This window comes from Flavobacterium hibisci, from assembly GCF_020026925.1.
Classification (GTDB): Bacteria; Bacteroidota; Bacteroidia; order Flavobacteriales; family Flavobacteriaceae; genus Flavobacterium; species Flavobacterium hibisci.
This window is the reverse complement of the sequence record NZ_JAIQDW010000009.1, coordinates 59,628-77,760: the sequence shown is the minus strand read 5'-3', so window position 1 is coordinate 77,760 and position 18,133 is coordinate 59,628. Positions and strand designations below refer to the sequence as shown.

Annotated in this window: 19 protein-coding genes; 10 read left to right on the top strand and 9 right to left on the bottom strand. The window is 31.0% G+C overall.

All coding sequences use genetic code 11. From position 1 onward, the window contains the following. Positions 1–285, bottom strand: a complete 285-nt coding sequence (locus K8B81_RS11025; protein ID WP_223681507.1) for a DUF2752 domain-containing protein — start codon at positions 283–285, stop codon at positions 1–3. A gap of 99 nt (positions 286–384) precedes the next feature. On the opposite strand from K8B81_RS11025, the gene K8B81_RS11020 reads away from it, so the two are divergent. Both K8B81_RS11020 and K8B81_RS11015 read left to right on the top strand, forming a co-directional pair. Further along, complete coding sequence (locus tag K8B81_RS11020) at positions 385–570, top strand: hypothetical protein (RefSeq protein WP_223681506.1); 186 nt, start codon at positions 385–387, stop codon at positions 568–570. Beyond that, positions 560–1,111, top strand: a complete 552-nt coding sequence (locus tag K8B81_RS11015; RefSeq protein WP_223681505.1) for a Smr/MutS family protein — start codon at positions 560–562, stop codon at positions 1,109–1,111. Before K8B81_RS11020 ends, K8B81_RS11015 begins: the two co-directional genes overlap by 11 nt. Before the next feature lie 147 nt (positions 1,112–1,258). On the opposite strand, the gene K8B81_RS11010 is transcribed toward K8B81_RS11015, so the two are convergent. Then, on the bottom strand, positions 1,259–2,203 hold the full coding sequence (locus tag K8B81_RS11010; RefSeq protein ID WP_223681504.1) for a hypothetical protein: 945 nt from the start codon (positions 2,201–2,203) through the stop codon (positions 1,259–1,261). A gap of 87 nt (positions 2,204–2,290) precedes the next feature. Between K8B81_RS11010 and K8B81_RS11005 the strand changes: the two genes are divergently transcribed. Beyond that, positions 2,291–3,415 carry a cysteine desulfurase family protein gene (locus tag K8B81_RS11005; protein WP_223681503.1) on the top strand — a complete coding sequence of 375 codons (1,125 nt, stop codon included), beginning with the start codon at positions 2,291–2,293 and terminating at the stop codon, positions 3,413–3,415. A gap of 7 nt (positions 3,416–3,422) precedes the next feature. Here the strand turns inward: K8B81_RS11005 and K8B81_RS11000 are convergent, their stop codons facing one another. After that, positions 3,423–3,992 (bottom strand): L-threonylcarbamoyladenylate synthase, encoded by a 570-nt coding sequence (locus K8B81_RS11000; protein ID WP_223681502.1) that lies wholly within the window; start codon positions 3,990–3,992, stop codon positions 3,423–3,425. A gap of 274 nt (positions 3,993–4,266) precedes the next feature. On the opposite strand from K8B81_RS11000, the gene K8B81_RS10995 reads away from it, so the two are divergent. Together K8B81_RS10995 and K8B81_RS10990 are read left to right on the top strand one after the other, a co-directional pair. Continuing rightward, complete coding sequence (locus tag K8B81_RS10995) at positions 4,267–6,099, top strand: ABC transporter ATP-binding protein (RefSeq protein ID WP_223681500.1); 1,833 nt, start codon at positions 4,267–4,269, stop codon at positions 6,097–6,099. Between the two features lie 18 nt (positions 6,100–6,117). Next, positions 6,118–7,374 carry a glycosyltransferase gene (locus K8B81_RS10990; protein WP_223681498.1) on the top strand — a complete coding sequence of 419 codons (1,257 nt, stop codon included), beginning with the start codon at positions 6,118–6,120 and terminating at the stop codon, positions 7,372–7,374. A gap of 6 nt (positions 7,375–7,380) precedes the next feature. Here the strand turns inward: K8B81_RS10990 and K8B81_RS10985 are convergent, their stop codons facing one another. After that, positions 7,381–8,604, bottom strand: a complete 1,224-nt coding sequence (locus tag K8B81_RS10985) for a glycosyltransferase (RefSeq protein ID WP_223681496.1) — start codon at positions 8,602–8,604, stop codon at positions 7,381–7,383. After that, complete coding sequence (locus K8B81_RS10980) at positions 8,605–9,792, bottom strand: glycosyltransferase (RefSeq protein WP_223681495.1); 1,188 nt, start codon at positions 9,790–9,792, stop codon at positions 8,605–8,607. Positions 9,793–10,568: 776 nt separating this feature from the next. Between K8B81_RS10980 and K8B81_RS10975 the strand changes: the two genes are divergently transcribed. Together K8B81_RS10975 and K8B81_RS10970 are read left to right on the top strand one after the other, a co-directional pair. After that, positions 10,569–11,510: a hypothetical protein gene (locus tag K8B81_RS10975; protein WP_223681493.1), complete on the top strand. Its 942-nt coding sequence runs from the start codon at positions 10,569–10,571 to the stop codon at positions 11,508–11,510. Positions 11,511–11,573: 63 nt separating this feature from the next. Beyond that, complete coding sequence (locus K8B81_RS10970; RefSeq protein WP_223681491.1) at positions 11,574–12,344, top strand: DUF5672 family protein; 771 nt, start codon at positions 11,574–11,576, stop codon at positions 12,342–12,344. 24 nt (positions 12,345–12,368) lie between these two features. On the opposite strand, the gene K8B81_RS10965 is transcribed toward K8B81_RS10970, so the two are convergent. Beyond that, a complete protein-coding gene (locus K8B81_RS10965; protein ID WP_223681489.1) occupies positions 12,369–12,674 on the bottom strand; it encodes a hypothetical protein in 306 nt (101 codons plus the stop codon). A 35-nt stretch (positions 12,675–12,709) separates the two neighbouring features. Between K8B81_RS10965 and K8B81_RS10960 the strand changes: the two genes are divergently transcribed. Further along, positions 12,710–13,417 (top strand): polysaccharide deacetylase family protein, encoded by a 708-nt coding sequence (locus tag K8B81_RS10960; protein WP_223681487.1) that lies wholly within the window; start codon positions 12,710–12,712, stop codon positions 13,415–13,417. Here the strand turns inward: K8B81_RS10960 and K8B81_RS10955 are convergent. Then, positions 13,409–14,146, bottom strand: coding sequence for a glycosyltransferase family 2 protein (locus tag K8B81_RS10955; protein ID WP_223681486.1), 738 nt, complete (start codon positions 14,144–14,146; stop codon positions 13,409–13,411). The two genes, K8B81_RS10960 and K8B81_RS10955, sit on opposite strands and share 9 nt — an antisense overlap. A gap of 55 nt (positions 14,147–14,201) precedes the next feature. On the opposite strand from K8B81_RS10955, the gene K8B81_RS10950 reads away from it, so the two are divergent. Continuing rightward, positions 14,202–15,017, top strand: a complete 816-nt coding sequence (locus K8B81_RS10950) for a glycosyltransferase family 2 protein (protein WP_223681484.1) — start codon at positions 14,202–14,204, stop codon at positions 15,015–15,017. A gap of 35 nt (positions 15,018–15,052) precedes the next feature. Here the strand turns inward: K8B81_RS10950 and K8B81_RS10945 are convergent, their stop codons facing one another. After that, positions 15,053–16,108, bottom strand: coding sequence for a glycosyltransferase family 9 protein (locus K8B81_RS10945; RefSeq protein ID WP_223681482.1), 1,056 nt, complete (start codon positions 16,106–16,108; stop codon positions 15,053–15,055). A gap of 151 nt (positions 16,109–16,259) precedes the next feature. Between K8B81_RS10945 and K8B81_RS10940 the strand changes: the two genes are divergently transcribed. Further along, positions 16,260–17,018 (top strand): lipopolysaccharide kinase InaA family protein, encoded by a 759-nt coding sequence (locus K8B81_RS10940; RefSeq protein ID WP_223681480.1) that lies wholly within the window; start codon positions 16,260–16,262, stop codon positions 17,016–17,018. A gap of 81 nt (positions 17,019–17,099) precedes the next feature. On the opposite strand, the gene K8B81_RS10935 is transcribed toward K8B81_RS10940, so the two are convergent. Further along, positions 17,100–17,915, bottom strand: coding sequence for a 2,3,4,5-tetrahydropyridine-2,6-dicarboxylate N-succinyltransferase (locus K8B81_RS10935; protein ID WP_223681478.1), 816 nt, complete (start codon positions 17,913–17,915; stop codon positions 17,100–17,102). Positions 17,916–18,133 lie beyond the last annotated feature (218 nt).

Sequence of the window (18,133 nt, the reverse complement as noted above, 5' to 3'; positions counted from 1 at the left end):
TTAAAGATAAAAATGTTTGTAGTAATATCCTGCAATCATAAACATGCCATTTATTATTCCGGAAATCCAAAGTAATTTGTTGTAATTTTTGGCTTTGTTTAAAAAACGTAAAGCTACAAAAGTTAAAAAAATAAGAGTTGTGTAGATTGCCGGATACATATTAAATGCAGCAAGAAAGTTACCACGAAAAAGTAAGAATAGTGCACGCTGAAATCCACAGCCCAAACATTCAATTCCGAACAGGGTTTTGCTAAAACAAGGCAGCATATATTTTTCTAAATCCAAAGTTTATTTTTTACAATTTTACAAAAATAGCGATAAGATTTAAATAGGATAGAGGTACTATTTTAAAGTTTCTTATTTTTGAAGTCTTATATTAAAAATATGAAAACTTTTAAAATTTTAATAATGGTTCTTGCAATTTCGGTTGCATTGTACCAGCAGGTTTCTGAAAATAAAAATATCTATATAATAGTAATTGCAATTGCAGTATTTATGTTTGGAATGATGCAGCTAAGCGCAAAAACACCAAGTAAGAATCAAGAAAAAGAAGAAGAGGATGCTGAATAAAGGAGATAAGGTTTCTGTTTTGGATGAAGCCATTAACGGAAAGGTAGTTTCTGTTAAAAATAATGAAGTTTTGATTGAAACAGAAGATGGATTTATGATGACTTTTTTTGTCAACGAGTTAATTAAAATTCAGGATTCCAATGATTTAATGAAATCTATCAAAAGAATTGATTTAGATTCTGTTTCAAAACAGAAAGAAGAGCCAAAACCACGAAGTTTTGTGAAAGAAAAGAAAGATAAGCGTGAAATATCGGCTCCTGAATTTGATTTGCATATAGAAAAATTAGTGCCAAATAAACGCGGGATGACAAATTATGATATTCTGACTTTACAGACCGAAACAGCAAGAAGGCATATTGAATTTGCAATTAAAAACCGTATTCCCAAGATTGTTTTTATCCACGGCGTTGGTGAAGGAATACTGAAAGCCGAACTTGATTTTTTATTAGGACGGTATGATGGAGTAGATTTTCAGGATGCCAATTATCAAAAATATGGTCTTGGTGCAACTGAAGTTTACTTTAGGCAAAACAATAAATAAAATCTTTAAAGCGTTAAAAGTTTTTTCAAAGCGCATAAAAAAACATCCTTTTCATTCTAATTGTCTTTCGGAATTAGTTGAGAAAAGGATGTTTTTTTGTAAGAATAAAATAAAAAATATATTCTGTAATTGGTTTTAAGGAAATTGTTACTGTGTAGTGATTTCGCCGAAAATAAAACTACTTGGAAGTTTAAATTTCAATCCTGCACTATTGCTGAGCTCGATATTTTTTAATGTAATAACATGGAGGTATTGTGTGCCACTTTTTGTGGTTACAACTTCTATAGTACCATTAACAGAAGCATTCCAGGTCTCGTCTATTTCTGGTGTAGCAGGTCTTGGAGTTTTACAGAAATAATCAGCCGTTATACTGGCGTTTTTATAAGTATTGAAAACAATTTTGTTCTGAGTCGCTGTTATGGTGCTTTTTCTAGGTTCTAGAGTTTCGGTGTTTTGAATTAATTCAGGATCTAAAGCGTCAATAATAATAGAGTTAGTAGCACTCCAATTATATAATTTTTGATTACAGTAACCTGCATTTGTAGCAGTAAAAGATACTACCGGAGAGGTATAAGTTGTTGTCTTCAGAGTGCCAAAGGGAAAAGACCGTGGATCAACTTGTACTCCTCCTACTATCTCGTAGCTAATATTGTTCATGTATATTAAATGATTGAAACCTTTAATTGTTGTACTTCCGTCAGACGCTGGTTCAGATATATCCGGAGTGGTTGTTATGGTTATTGTTCCGCCCTTAGCTTTAGAATCTCGTATGATGTTTGGTGAAGAGGGTCTTATGGCATCACAAATATTAGCACTACTAATAACGCCGTCAAAAGTTCTGTAAACAAGCTGGGGAAGTCCATTTTCAGTGATAGAGATTGTTTTTTCTCCTACTACATTGTCAAGTGTGTTTTCTCCCAATTGTAATATAAAAGCTTCTTGTGTTTTTAACTTATAAATCAGTTCATTGGTTTCTGTATCACAACTTTGAGGTGTTACTTCATCAAAATCAATTATTTCAGGTGTTAAATCTCCGTCATCGCAACCGTTAAGCATAATGGCGAAAAGTAACAGGCAGGCATATTTTTTCATCTTAATTTTTATTTGGTTCAAAAATAGTGAAAAATTTCGCAAATGATATTTAAGAAATCACAATTGATATTTCATAACTTTGCTGCAATGAAAAAAGTATACCTTGATAACGCTTCTACTACTGCCATGCGACCTGAAGTTGTTCAGGAAATGACAAAAATTATGATGGATGATTTTGGAAATCCATCATCAACTCACAGTTTTGGGAGAAATGCAAAAACGATTGTTGAACTTTCCAGAAAGAATATAGCTAAATATCTTAATTGTTCGGCTCAGGAAATAATTTTTACGTCAGGCGGCACCGAGGGAAATAACTGGATACTTCGCTCTGCTGTAGAAGATTTGAAAGTACAGCGAATTGTCACGTCTAAAATTGAGCATCACGCAGTTTTATATACAGTTTTGGCTTTACAGTCAGATTATAACATTCAGGTCGATTATGTTACTATAAATCCTGATGGCAGCATCGATTCAACGCATTTATCTAACTTATTATCAAAAGAAAAAAAGACAATTGTAAGTTTGATGCATGTAAATAATGAAACAGGAGCTATTTTAGATATTGACAGAGTAAGTGTTATCTGTAAGCAGTATAATGCACTTTTTCATTCTGATACCGTTCAATCTGTTGGGAAAACCGAAATTGATTTACAAAAAAGCACTGTCGATTTTATGGTGGCCAGTGCTCATAAATTTCATGGACCAAAAGGAGTTGGCTTTGCTTTTGTGCGAAAAAATTCAGGCTTGCAGCCTTTGCTTTTTGGCGGGGAACAGGAAAAAGGATTACGTGCAGGAACCGAAGCCGTACACCAGATTGCAGGAATGGCAAAAGCTTTGGCTATTTCATATGAAAACCTTGAAACCGACAGGCAATATGTTTTGGATTTAAAAATGTATTTGATAAATCAGCTTGAAAATTATTTCCCGAATTTTAGAATCGTAGGTAAAAAAGAAGATTTTTATAATATTATCAATATTATTTTGCCTTTTTCTGAAGATAAAACTGCTATGTTATTGTTTAGTCTGGATATGAAAGGAATTGCAGTTTCAAGAGGAAGTGCCTGTCAGTCCGGAAGTATAAAGCCTTCACATGTTTTAAAAGAGATACTTTCGGAGACCGATTTGAAATTACCTAATCTCCGAATTTCTTTCAGTCATTATAATACTAAAGAAGATATTGACTTGCTGATAGAGAGCCTCAAAACAATATAGTTGTCAATTACTTGCGTATTATTTTTACCTGAGAATCATTTGTTAGTTTAATGATTGTTGAAGGTTTTCCACCAACTTTATCACGATACAAATCCACGACATAATCAACTCCTTTTACAATTTCAGGATTAATATCTTTGAAAGTTAATGGTGTTGGTTGTCCTGAAATATTAGCAGATGTAGAAACTAATGGTTTCTTCATTCGCTCTAATAATTTAAAACAAAAAGGTTCTTTTACAAGTCGTATTGCTAAAGACTTATCTGAAGCGATAATATTAGGAGCTACATTTCGCGGTTCGTCTAAAATTAAAGTGGTTGGTTTTTCAGATAAATCAAGGATCTGCCAGGCTACTTCGGGAATGTTTTTAAAAACATTGTACATCATTTTTTCGCCATTCATTAATACAATCATGCTTTGTGTTTCTGCACGTTGTTTAAGTGTGTATATTTTAGCAACTGCTTCGGGATTTGTGGCATCGCAGCCAATTCCCCAAACGGTGTCAGTTGGATAAAGAATGATACCGCCCTCTTTTATGATTTCAAAAGCTTTATGTACTTCTTCGTTCAGATTTTCCATTTTATAAATACAAGTAACAAATTTATAGCAGCAAAGTAACGAAAAATATTTCTGGAAATCTCCATAAATTAGAAAGCTTGTGCATGTAAGGATCATTACTAATGCAATTCATTTTGATTAAGAATCAGGAAATTTAGAAGTTCAAAATCATTGGGTTTTAGGAGGTGATTAGGTACTACTTTTCTGGTTTTAAAACTATTTTAATTTTATCTTTGCAAAAATAATATTGGCCTTAAAAATTAAATTAGGTTAGCCTTCAATTCAAAATAATTAAATGAAAAATTTTAAACGCTTTTTAAAGTATTTAATACCTCACAAGAAAAATTTAATAATCAGTATCATCTTTAATGTTTTATATGCACTTTTTTCTGCTATTTCGATGCTTTCGCTTTTTCCATTAATGAAGGTGTTGTTTTCTGATGGTGAAAAAATACATGTCAGACCTGTATATGAAGGGATTAAAAGTATTGATAAACGATATTTGGAAGATTCTTTAAATTATTTCATAACACACAATACTGAAGTAAACGGAGCTTTGGATACATTGATATGGATGGTAATATTTGTATTGACTACTTTTTTGCTGAAGAATCTTTTCAATTTCATTTCTATTGTGTACATGACTTATTTGAATAATGGAATTTTGAAAGATTTGCGAAATGATGTTTATCAGAAAGTAATTAGTTTACCTGTTTCTTTTTTTTCAAATGAAAGAAAAGGTGATTTAATTTCAAGAATGACCTCGGATATCAATACAATAAAAAGTGCTTTTTTAAGTATTCTGATGATGGTTAGTGAACCATTGACTATTATATTCACTCTGATATCGATGGTTTTTATAAGTTGGAAATTAACCATATTCGTATTTCTTTTTCTTCCTCTTTCAGGGATTTTAATATCCAGAATGAGTAAATCTATCAAAAGTCAGTCGGGTGATATTTTCTCTCTGGAGGGACATCTTTTATCAGATATAGAAGAAACTTTAGGCGGTATAAAAGTGATTAAAAATTTTACATCTGAGAATTTTTTTATACGACGTTATTTGAATTCAACAGAATTTATTAATAATCTAAACAATAAAATAGGCGTTAGGATGAGTCTGGCAGGACCTATGAGTGAGTTTTTAGGGATTTTTGTAATTTCTATTCTATTGGTTTATGGAGGGTCTTTAGTATTAATTGACGGATCGATGAGCGGTAGTGCTTTTATCGCATACATGGGTCTGGCCTATCAAATATTGACACCTGCTAAGGCTATAACCAAAGCCAATCAGGCTTTAATGGGAGGAAATGCAGCTTATGAAAGGGTTGCCTTCATTTTAGACGCAACCAATCCGCTAAAAGACAATCTTGATGCTATAGAGATTACCGAATTTAAGCATGAAATTAAATTTACGAATGTTTGGTTTAAGTACGATTCGGAATATGTTTTAAAAGATTTTAATCTAACGGTTCCAAAAGGTAAAAGAGTGGCGCTGGTAGGGGAATCAGGAAGTGGAAAATCAACATTGGCAAACTTAGTGACAAGGTTGTATGATGTCTCAGAAGGAAGCATCACTTTTGATGGTATAAACATTAAAGATGTTACTGCAGATTCTTTAAGAAAACAAATGGGAATTGTTGCTCAGGACTCTATTTTGTTTAATGATACTATTGCTAATAATATTTCGTTAAGTATAGATAATCCTGATATAGAGGCTGTTAAAAATGCTGCGAAAGTGGCAAATGCCCATAATTTTATTTCAGAATTTCCTGAGCAGTACAATAGCCCTGTTGGAGATGGAGGCGGAATGCTGTCCGGAGGTCAGCGACAGCGCGTAGCTATTGCAAGGGCGGTAATGAAAAATCCGCCTATTATGATTCTGGATGAAGCTACATCAGCGTTAGATACAGAATCTGAACAATTAGTGCAAATTGGTCTGGAAAACATGATGGAAAACAGAACTTCAATTGTAATTGCACACCGTTTATCTACCATTCAGAATGCTGATTTAATTGTGGTAATGAGTAAAGGGAGGATTGTTGAGCAAGGTACTCATGAGGAGTTATTAAATATGAATGGGATTTATGCCAATTTGGTGAGCCTGCAGTCTTTAGAGGTGAATTAAATTTTATATAAAAAAAGAATGAGTAATTTAAATGTCGGTGTTAATGTTATTGGTTATACTGATGGTGAATTTGGTTTAGGTGAAGCTGTACGATTAAATCTAAAAGCAATGGATGCTGCAGGGCTTCCTTATGCCAAAATTGATTATCTAAAATTAAAAAACGGAAATGTTAATGAAGATGCTTTTAAGTATAATATTAACCTGATACAATTATCATTATATGATGTTTCTGTTTTTTTTGCAGGGCTTAAAACGAATTCTTTTTCAAATAGATATAATATCTTATTTCTGGTTTGGGAATCAGAATATGTCCCTGATGAAATTCAAAAAACACTTCATTTATTTAATGAAATATGGACACCTTCCGGTTATTGCAGCGAAATTTTTAAAAAATATTTCTTAGGTTCAATTATGACAATTCCTCATCCGGTAGAAGTTGAATTGCTTCCTTTGATGAATACAGACTTTTTAAATAAATACGATGATAAAAAATATAGCTTTTTATTCATTTTTAATTTTGGAAGTTCTCTAATAAGAAAAAATACTTTGTTCTTAATTCAGTCATTTATTAAAGCATTTCCTTCCGAAACAGATGTTGAGTTAATTATAAAATGTTCTAATGCAAAAAAATATCCTAATGATTATGCCTTAGTGATGAATGAAATTGAAGGCAGGTCTAATATAAAAATTGTAGATATTAATTTAGAAAAGAACGAGTTAAATCATTTCATAAACCAATGTGATTGTTATGTTTCGCTACATCATTCAGAAGGCTTTGGACTCACTATTGCTGAAGCGATGTGTATGGGCAAACCAACAATTGCAACCAATTATTCAGGAAACTTAGAGTTCATGAATGGCAACAACAGTTTTCTCGTAGATTATGTAATTAATTCTATAGAAAATCCTGATGTTAATTTTTGTGAAAATACCATCTGGGCGGATCCTTTGCTGGAAGATAGTGTGGATAAAATGAGATTAGTCTACGATAATAGGGATTTAGCAAACGAAAAAGCTAAAAAAGCTCAAATCGACACACAAAATAAATTATCTTATAAGAGTATTGGTTATAAAATTCGTAATAGAGCGGAATCTGTTACACGAAATTTTAAAAATCCAAATGAGAATCAGTTGCTTTTGATTACTTATAAAAGTAGAGTAACAGAATTAGAAACAGAATTAAAAAAAATCAAAAAAAGTAAAATTATTAACTGTGTATTGGGTGTCAAACAGGCATTGAGAACAATAAAATCGAAATATAAAACTAAGATGTAATTAGTTTTAAGATTTTAAAATTGCTTTTAACTTTATAAATATGTTTTTTTCATATTTTTTAATGCTGTTTTTTAATCGTATGTTTTCGGTGATTAGGAAGTTCTCATTGTTTAAAGTAATAGTATTTCTTTTTTTCATAAAATAAGTTACTTTATCTAATCTTGAATACATCAATTCTCCAATCTTTTCCTTGCTAAAATAGGTTTCTATAGTTCGTTTCGCATTTTTTTGTATTTCTTCGATATTCTTATAATTATCATGAACATGCCTTAAAATTTTTTTTGAATTTTCGATATCAGGTTCAGCATATTGATATCCTTTTTTTATAAAGCCTGAATCTTTGTCTTTTGTCATCAACTCATAATTGATCAAGAAACTATTTTGATTGTTCATGAATTCTAAATTGCCAGAATATCCAGTTCCAATCACTACTTTCTTTCTTAACATAGCCTCTGCAAGTGTTAGGCCAAAACCTTCAGCCCGATGTAATGAAACATAGCAATGGCAGGCATCAATAAGGTCTGTAAGTTCTTTTTTAGTGTAGTTTTCGTTAATAAGGATTATATAGTTACAATTTTTTGTCTTTTCTGTAAGCTCCTTATGAAGTCTTTTGTTTTTTTCTAAGTTAACTGTTTTTAATACTAATACAACATTAGGGGTATCTTGGAAAGTGTCTAAAAAACATTCTATTAGACCATTAGTGTTTTTTCTTTCAGGAGTACTTAGTGAATCGAATATTGATAAAAACACAAACTTATTTTGTAATTCTATTTTAGGGTCATTTTCCTCAGTTTTGATTGCTTCAATTGGATGAGGGATTTTGATAACGGGTTTAAAAGAATAGGATGAAAATACATTTTGACAAAAACTGCTGGGAACCCATATTTCGTCAAACAGAGCGAGCAAATCTATAAATTCTTCGGGAAGTTTATTGAATTCCCAGGCCCAATAGGCAATATTATAAATGTGTGATGCGGTAGGTATGGTATTGTTTAAAAGAAAAAGAGGAATGTCATTAATATTGATATGATAAATGTTGATTACATTTCCGCTAATTTTATTTACTAAGTGATCATCTTCTCTAATCAGTAATTTTTCACTTTCATTGTAATTAACCTGATTAAGCGTAAAAGGGCAGTCTTTTAGTGCTGCAAAATTTGCTCTTGCAGCCTCAGAAATACCAGAAGTTTTTGAAAAAGTAGAATGATAATTAACAATGGTATTGATCATTTATATTTGCTTTAATACAGATTTTAATTTTTCTTTTGAAAAAGGATAAAGGCTTTCAGTAGAGTTAACAGATAATTTACACCACATTTCCTTATCGTTGTAAAGTGTAATTATTTGTTTTGAAAATTCATCTGCAGTTTCAGAAATAAAAGCATTTTTTTTGTTTTCTAAATACATTCCTTCAGCGCCTATAGAAGTCGTTACTACAGGTAAAAAGTATTCAAAAGACTGGCCTATTTTTCCTTTTACTCCTGCGCCATAACGTAAAGGAGCAACCATCAGTTTAGAGTTGATAAAATAGGACTCAATATTTTCTACAAATCCCAATAGTTTGAAATTAGGATGGGAGATAGAATGAATCTTATTTTTTACATTTCCAATTACATTTACTTTTAAGTTGGGTAATTTTAGCCAGACTTTTGGCATTATTTCATTGTATAAGTAATGAATAGCATCGATGTTTGGTTCATGTGAAGAACCAATAAACAAAATATCGCTTCTTTTTTCAAATGGGGCAATTTGACTTTCGTCGATTTTACAATAATGTATATTCGAAATTAACAATATCTGATTTTCTTTCAAATATTGTGACATGATTTCTTTTTCAACTTCAGATATTGCGATAACAACATCTGCTTTTTTTGCTAATTTCGTTTCTATTTTAAAATACTGATAATATTTTTTTCTTAACGAAATTCGATAAGGCTCAATTTCTATAGCTCTTTTATACCTTAAAAAATGAATATCTACCATATCAAATATGGATTTCGATTGTGGAAAACATTCAGAAAGTCTGGAGAGATATTTACTAAAGTTTTTCGGCCCATTATACCAGATGTAGTCGATATGAGGTATGGATTTTAAAAAATATAAATAATTTTTGTGCAGACTAGTCTCTAAATACACAATAATACCTAAATCACTATAAAACTTGACATATTTGTCTGTTTCAAAAATATTTTCAACACAAATAATACAGTTAAATCCTAAATCCTTATACAAGAGAATAATTTCTTTAAGTCGATTTGAGCCAGAATCTTCATCATATTTTGGCAGCGCATTACTCATAAAAACAATTGTTTTTTTCGCAGAGCTGTAGGTTTCAAAATTTGGTATAGAGATTATCGAATGTGTTTTGATTTTACTTTCTCTTTCAAGGTGTAATTTTATGGTTTTAAATACTCCCATGTTAAGTTTAAATTTATTTGGGTTTTGGGTAATCTTGATAATGAAAGACTAACTAATTAAACCTTAAAACATTCATTAATATTGTAGTATGCATAAAGTTTTAAGAAATAGTCAATCTAAAAATGAATAAAAAATAGAAAGTTTAATTATTGTAATAGAATTCAGATCTTATCTTAAAGATGAATATAACACATAATAGTTGCGTCTGATTACTAAATAATAATTGATTCAATCAATTAAGTACATTATTTAGATTGTGTAGAATAGTTTTTTAATTGAACTGTTTATGTTGATGGTTTTTCCGGCTAAATTCTTGCAATTTAATTTGTTTCATGTATCGCTCTTTTTTATGATCGAAGATTTTAAACCGATTAATACAGACTGTGTTGAATTGTTCCGAAGTAAGAATTCATGATTTCTATAGTTGAGTAGATTATCATTTCATTCATAGACTTTCGAAAAAAAAGTATTAATTTCAGGTTAGTATATTTAATATTAATTGTGGGATTTTATTAAATAAATTTAACTTTGTAAAAAAGTAACAGTAATATTTAGATTTAGCAACTACAAAAGTGAAGTGGTATTGCGATATAATAAATAATCGATTTTAAAGAAAAATAAAATATTTTTTTAAAAAATATAACAATTGAAGTAAATAGATTTATTTTTTTAATTAATAGCCAGTTTATATTTAAATTAATGATTTCATAATAATATTAATTTTGGAAAGGAAATCATATATTACCCATATTTTTATTTAATATTCATTTGTAATAATGGCAAAAAAAAATAAATCAATAAAATCAGAGCTGGTTAAATTTTGGTTTCGTCTTACTAATAAACTAAAGTATTTTGAATATAAACTGCATTTAAATGATGAGGTAGTATCGAAAAAATATACTGTGGATTTTCAAAACAAAACTGATGCAATTTCAAAAATAATATCTAATCCACCTTCTGAAATAAATTTCAAACATTCCGGACATTTAGGAGATTTGGTTTATGCATTACCTATCTTAAAAGAGCTTTCCTCAAAAACAAAATGTAATTTGTATATTCATTTAAATCAGATCATAGGAAGAAATTATTTTAAGCACCCCACAGGAAACGTAATGATAACAGAGCGATCTTACCAAATGGCTTTTTCTTTCCTAAAAGCGCAATCTTATATTAATGATGTCAGAAAATGGAATAACGAAAAAATTGATATTGATTTGGATATTTTTCGGCAGTTGCCAGTAGCGATGGAATTTCATTCAGTTAGATGGTATTATCATTTAACAGGACTTCAGCCCGATATGAATCTTCCTTTTTTAGAAGTAGAGCCACATTCAATAATTAAAAATAAAATTGTGGTAGTCAGAACTTTTAGAGGAAGAAACCCTTTGATTAATTATTCTTTTTTAAAACAGTATAAAGACTTATTGTTTGTGGGAACAAGAGCAGAATATGAAGAATTCAGTAAAGAAGTTCCTAACATTGATTTTTATGATGTTCCTAATTTCATGGAGATGGCACAAATAATTAAATCTTCACGGTTTTTTGTTTCCAATCAGACTTTTTCCTTTGCTATTGCGGAAGGCTTAAAGGTGAACCGATTGTTGGAAGCCAATCCGTTTTTACCTGCTGTTTTTCCAATAGGAGGAGAGGGATATGATTTTTATTTCCAAGAGCAATTTGAAAAATTATTTTCAAATTTCAATTCTAAATTTCAATAGAATTAATAGATAATAGTACAAAAGCTATTTGAATAATATATTTAAGATTATAAAAAATAAAAAATGGAACATGTAGTAAAAGTTCTTATACCTATATACAAAGATCATTTTGGATTTCTTGAAGAGAAATCTTTATTGCAGTGTTTACGTGTTTTGAAAGATTATCCAATTGTTTTAGTGCAACCGGAAGGACTTGATAATTCTTATATTACAAATGCGTTTCCGCATGTTTCGGTAGAAAATTTTTCAAAAAACTATTTTGAAAACATTTCCGGTTATAATGAGTTGCTTTTGTCTTCATCATTTTACGAACGTTTTTTAGATTCTGAGTTTATCCTGATCTATCAATTAGATGCTTTTGTTTTTAAAGACGCTTTAAAAGAATGGTGCCAAAAAGGATATGATTATATTGGTGCTCCGTGGATTGCAACTCAGCATAATAAAATAGTAACGAAGATCCTTGATCTTTTTGATTCTAAAAAGAAAAAGGAACGTAAACAAATTTTTTATAAAACAGGGAATGGAGGTTTCTCATTACGTAGGGTGAGTTCACATTATAAAATTACAAAAGAGAAAAAAAACTTTATTTCAGATTTTTTAAATGCAGAAAAGAAAGCAATATATGCAATAGAAGATGTTTTTTGGTCATTGAAAGCTCCTGAATTCAGTAAAGATTTTAGAATTCCAGACTATAAGGAAGCTCTACATTTTGCCATTGACCGTAAACCAGAAATTGCTTTTAAAATAATAAATAATGAAATTCCTTTTGGCTGTCATGGAATTAATAAACCTAAAGTTGTTGATTTTTGGAAACCGATATTAGATAAATATTAAATCTTCAGGCAGAGGCTGTCTTGTTTATTCCATTTTTCTATACTTCAGCCATAAAAATAAATATTTTTTAAAAGTCGCAAAAGCATGTATATAAGAGAGGATAAAACCTTTTTTACCTTTTAGTATTTTGAGTTTTAAAAAATAATTTAGGATAAAATTACCAAAAGGTATAATTATCAAATGAAAGTAATTTGGCCTGATTTTCTTTTCGTACAATTTATTAGCGAGCTCTTTGGCTTCAATTGTTAACTGCGAATTGTATTCATCAAAGCCGATACCTTTTTCTGAAAATAAATTATTTTCCTGCATAAAGAAGTTTATGAACTGCAAATGTAATAATTTTAAACTTAATTGCAATTTAAGATATGACACGTTTACCTATATTGATGTACCATAATGTTTCTGATAATATAAATAGTAAGGGCCTTACTATTTGTAGTAAAAATTTAGAAGAACAATTTCATTATTTGAAAGAAAAGGGATATGCAACATATCATTTTTCAGAATTAGAAAACAAAAAATCAATACATCCAAAAAGTGTAGTGATTACTTTTGATGATGTTACTGAAAATCAAATGGTTTATGCTCTTCCCTTGCTTAAGAAGTATAATTTAAAGGCTACTTTTTTTATTCCGTTTGCCTATATTGGAGAGGTTGATTCATGGAATTCAGGCCAAGAGAAGATTATGTCTCTTAAACAGCTGAAGGAATTGGATAATTGTGTAGAGTTAGGACTACATTCGTTTGCTCATAAAAGATATGCATCTTTAACAAAGGATGAAATCAATGCCGATTTTTCTGAATGTTTCGAGATTATCGAAAAAAATGATCTAAAAGTTTATAATGCTTTAGCTTATCCTTATGGTAATTATCCTAAAAAAGAACCTCAAAAATCAGTATTTACTACTGTTTTGCAGCAAAATAATGTTAAATTTGGATTGCGAATAGGGAATAGAACTAATAAATTTCCTTTTAAGAATCTGTACGCAATTCAGCGGATAGACATTAAAGGGGAAGATAGCCTGCTGAAATTTAAACTCAAGTTGCGTTTCGGTAAATTAAGATTATTTTAATCCCTTTTCAATTAAAATGATTTTGGCATATCTCGAAAAAACGCCATAAGCATTAACGCTCGCCAAAGCTAAACCGGGAACTCCATCCATGAATCCTCCTTTTAAAATATAAGAAGAGAAAAAGCGGTAAAAAGGTTTAAAAATTAATTGAAAATAACCTGCTTTTTTCCCTTTTTTGAAAGAAGTATTGGCCTGAAACCAGGCATAAGAATCTTTCTTTTGTAATAAATGAAAAAGCCCCTTATATGTGTAATGGATCATGAAGTTTTTCAAAGTGCCTAAAGTTCCCTGAAACAAAAGTTTTTCATGGACATCTCCGGAAAAAGAGACAGAATCATTTTTTACAAGCCTGACTACTTTATCTACCTTATGATATAAAAAACGATTCATATAAAAATGTGGGAACCTGAGCTTGTACCCCTGATGTTTTCCAGTTGCGATTACCGATAATATTTCGATTTTCAGTTTTTGGGAAACGCGTTCATCAGCATCAATAAATAGAATCCAGTCACCTGTTGCATAAGAAATAGCATGGTTTTTCTGGCTCGAAAAATTATCAAATTTTCTGTCTAAGACTTTACAGCCTAACTCAATGGCTTTTTCTTTGGTGCCGTCAGAACTAAAAGAATCAATTACAATAATTTCATCAGCAAATTCAACTGATTTTATAGCATCTTCAATATAATCAATTTCATTGTAAGTAGGGATTATTACGGTTAATCTGCTCATTTTTTTGTTTTAAGGAAAAACAAAATTAATAATTTTAGGTTACCTTTGCGGCATTATGCAAAAGAATATTTCCGTTATAATCAGCACTTATAATTCTGTCGAATGGCTAAAAAAAGTCCTTTGGGGATATAACACTCAGACCTATCGCAATTTTGAAATGGTAATTGCAGATGATGGTTCGCGTCAGGATACTTTCGATTTAATTAACGAATTGAAAAAAGAGGTTTTTTATCCTATTATTCATGTCTGGCATGAAGACAATGGCTTTCAGAAATCGCAGATTTTGAACAAGGCCATATTAGCCTGTACGACTGATTATATTATGATGTCTGATGGCGATTGTATTCCGCGTCCGGATTTTGTAGAACAGCATATTAAATTCAGGGAAGAAGGTTATTTCCTTTCAGGAGGTTATCATAAACTGCCATTAGAATTATCTAAAAAGATTACTAAAGAAGATATTTATTCAGGAAAATGTTTTGACATTTCATGGTTAAAGCTAAATGGAATGAAAACTTCTTTCAAAAATAATAAAGTAAGTGCAAAGGGTTTTAAAAGTACAGTCTTAAACTTTTTGACGCCAACCACTCCAAGCTGGAACGGCCATAATGCTTCAGGCTGGAAAACAGATATTATGGCAGTCAATGGTTTTGATGAGCGTATGCAATACGGTGGACAGGACAGGGAATTAGGTGAGAGATTAGTTAACTATGGCATAAAACCGAAACAAATCAGATACAGTACCACCTGCCTGCATCTGGATCATCCACGTGGTTATGCGACTCCTGAGTCAATAAACAAGAATAAAAATATCCGAAAGGAAACCCGGATTCAAAAGAAAAAAAGAACTGAATTCGGAATTTTAAAATAATAAAAAAGCATTCGTTACTCGCGAATGCTTTTTTATTATAGATTATTCTTCAGGAATTTGTCGAGCTCCGGAAGTATCATTTCCGGAGTAAGCTGTTTGTACAATTCGTCCGGGTTTTTTTCTATTTTTTTGCGTTCCTCAAAAGTAAAACTGTCAAATAAATTAGGTTTCATTTCCAGTAAATGGACAGAATGATGCAGTTTTCCATCTTCAAAACTTGCCCAGTGATCTTTGTTTACATAAGGAGAGAATATAGTAAATGTAGGCTTGTTTAAGGCCTTAGCAATGTGTACCGTTCCTCCTTCGTTAGAAACCAAAAGTGCAGATTGATTCATTAATTTAATGAAATCACGAATGTTTTTGGCATAAATATCTAAAATGATGTTGGATTTATTTTCACACATTTCATATATTTTCAAGGCTTCCTCTTTTTGATGCGGTGCATAATTGAAGAGGATATTTACATTATAGTTAGAAGCAATAAAATCAACCATTTTCGCTACATATTCATACGGCATTGATTTTTGTGGTGTACTTCCCAAAACTCCAAGAACAATCACTTTATCAGCGTATTTCCCCAGCCAGTCTTCTTTTTTTTCTTCGTCAGTCAAAAATATTTTGGGATGGTAATCTATTGGTTCAAAATTACCAGCCTGACTTAATAAATGAATCCGGTCTTCGATTGCTTTGCCGCAGATTTTGGTTTTTTCTTTAGATATAGTTACCGGATGCGTGTAATAACCCCAATTGCCTAGTTTTTTTCGGCTTTTATGGCCAATTGTCTGTTTGGCTTTAGAGAATTTACAAATCAGTTTGCTTTGTGTTTTTGAATAAGGATCAAAAATAATATCATATTTCTCTTTTCTGATCTGACGAATCAGTTTAAGTAAAACAGGCAATTTTTTCAGCTCTTTATCATTAATCGAAATGATTCTGTCAATGTTAGGATTCTTCAAAATTACGCCGTGGGTAAAATCATAAGCCATAAAATGAACTTCACTCTCTGGATATTTCGCCTTAAAATTATTAGCAATTACCGAACTGATCAGCACATCTCCAATTCGTTTGTTTTGTATGATTAAAACTTTCATCCTAAAGTTATTTGTTTTTTATTATTTGAGCTTAATTCTCAATATTGAGGTTGCGAATTTATCCTAAAAGAAAGTTCTCTTTCTTTATGACGCATTACTTGGTGCAAAGTACTATTTTTTATACTTTTAAACCAAATTATAATTGTAAGCTGTGCCAATAATCATTCATTCGAAATATAAAAACAAAGAAGAAGCTATACTTCAGTTAGTTGCTGATTTTTTTACCAAAGGGAATATGATTGTTGAAGGTTCCCGCAATACGATCAAGTCGAATTTTTTGGGTGATGAAAAAGTAAATATCAAATTTTTTCAGAAACCGGGACTATTCAAATCGATTATCTATTCTTTTTTTAGAAGTACCAAAGCTAAACGCTCTTTCGATTATGCCAATTATTTGATCGATAATCATATTTTAACGCCTTTTCCAATTGCTTATATAGAAAATAGAAACGGTTTAGGACTTTTGAAAGACAGTTATTATGTTTCTCAGCAGATAGATTATGATTTTACAATTCGTGAACTGATTCACGATCCTCTGTTTCCGGAAAGAAATGTTATTTTAGGGCAATTTGCGGAGTTTACTTTTAAAATGCATGAAGCCAAAGTTAATTTTCTGGATCATTCTCCCGGGAATACTTTAGTGGTAAAAAAATCTTCCGGTCAATACGAATTTTATCTGATAGATTTAAATAGAATGAATTTTAAAAACTTATCCATCGAAGAACGAATGGATAATTTTAAGAAAATGTGGCTGTCAAAAACAATGGTAAAAGTAATCGCAAGAACTTATGCCAAATTAAGCAGTGAACCTGAAGATAAATTACACGCAATTCTTTTGGAGAAAACAAGCCAGTTTAAAAGAAAGATAACAAAGAAAAAATACCTGAAAAGAAAGATAGGCAGAAAATAAATACTTTAATCCTCAAAATAAAAATTCCAAATTCCAATTAATAATTTTGGAATTTGGAATTTAAAATTATTGAAATTTAAATTATACTGCTACGTCATATTCGCGTAAAGCATTATTTAATGAAGTTTTCAAATCTGTAGATGGTTTACGTGTACCAATTATTAAAGCACAAGGAACCTGATATTCACCTGCAGCGAATTTTTTGGTATAGCTTCCAGGGATTACAACAGAACGAGCCGGTACGAAACCTTTCATTTCAACTGGTTCATCGCCTGTAACGTCAATGATTTTTGTTGAAGCAGTCAAACATACATTTGCCCCTAATACAGCTTCTTTACCTACGTGAACTCCTTCTACAACGATACAACGAGAACCGATAAAAGCACCGTCTTCGATGATAACAGGAGCAGCCTGCAATGGCTCTAAAACTCCTCCGATACCAACACCACCGCTTAAGTGAACGTCTTTACCTATCTGAGCACAGCTGCCAACAGTAGCCCAGGTGTCAACCATTGTTCCGGCATCAACATAAGCCCCGATATTTACGTAGCTAGGCATCATAATTACTCCGCTTGAAATAAACGAACCGTAACGGGCAGAAGCTCCAGGCACTACACGAACTCCTTTGGCTGCATAGTCTTTTTTCAATTCCATTTTATCATGGTATTCAAAAACTCCTGCTTCCCATGTTTCCATTTTTTGAATAGGGAAATACATTACAACAGCTTTTTTTACCCATTCGTTTACCTGCCATCCATCACCTTTTGGTTCGGCAACACGAAGTTTTCCAGCATCCAGTAATTCGATAACTTCTCTAATAGCATCTGTAGTTGCTGTTTCCTGTAATAAAGCTCTGTTTTCCCAGGCTTGTTCAATTATAGTTTGTAAAGAACTCATATGTTTAAATTTTTGGCAAAGATAGCGCATTTGAGTAAAATCAAAAAGGTAAATCAATTTGAAAATGTTATAAATACAACTTTTTGTTTTTAATTAAAAAAAATCCAATAAGTTGAAATGTCTCTGAAAATGAAACTTCTTTACTATTATTTCATGATAAAAATCAGATTTCTTGATTTTTATTCGAATTAATTTCGCACCATAATTCCTGAGGTAAT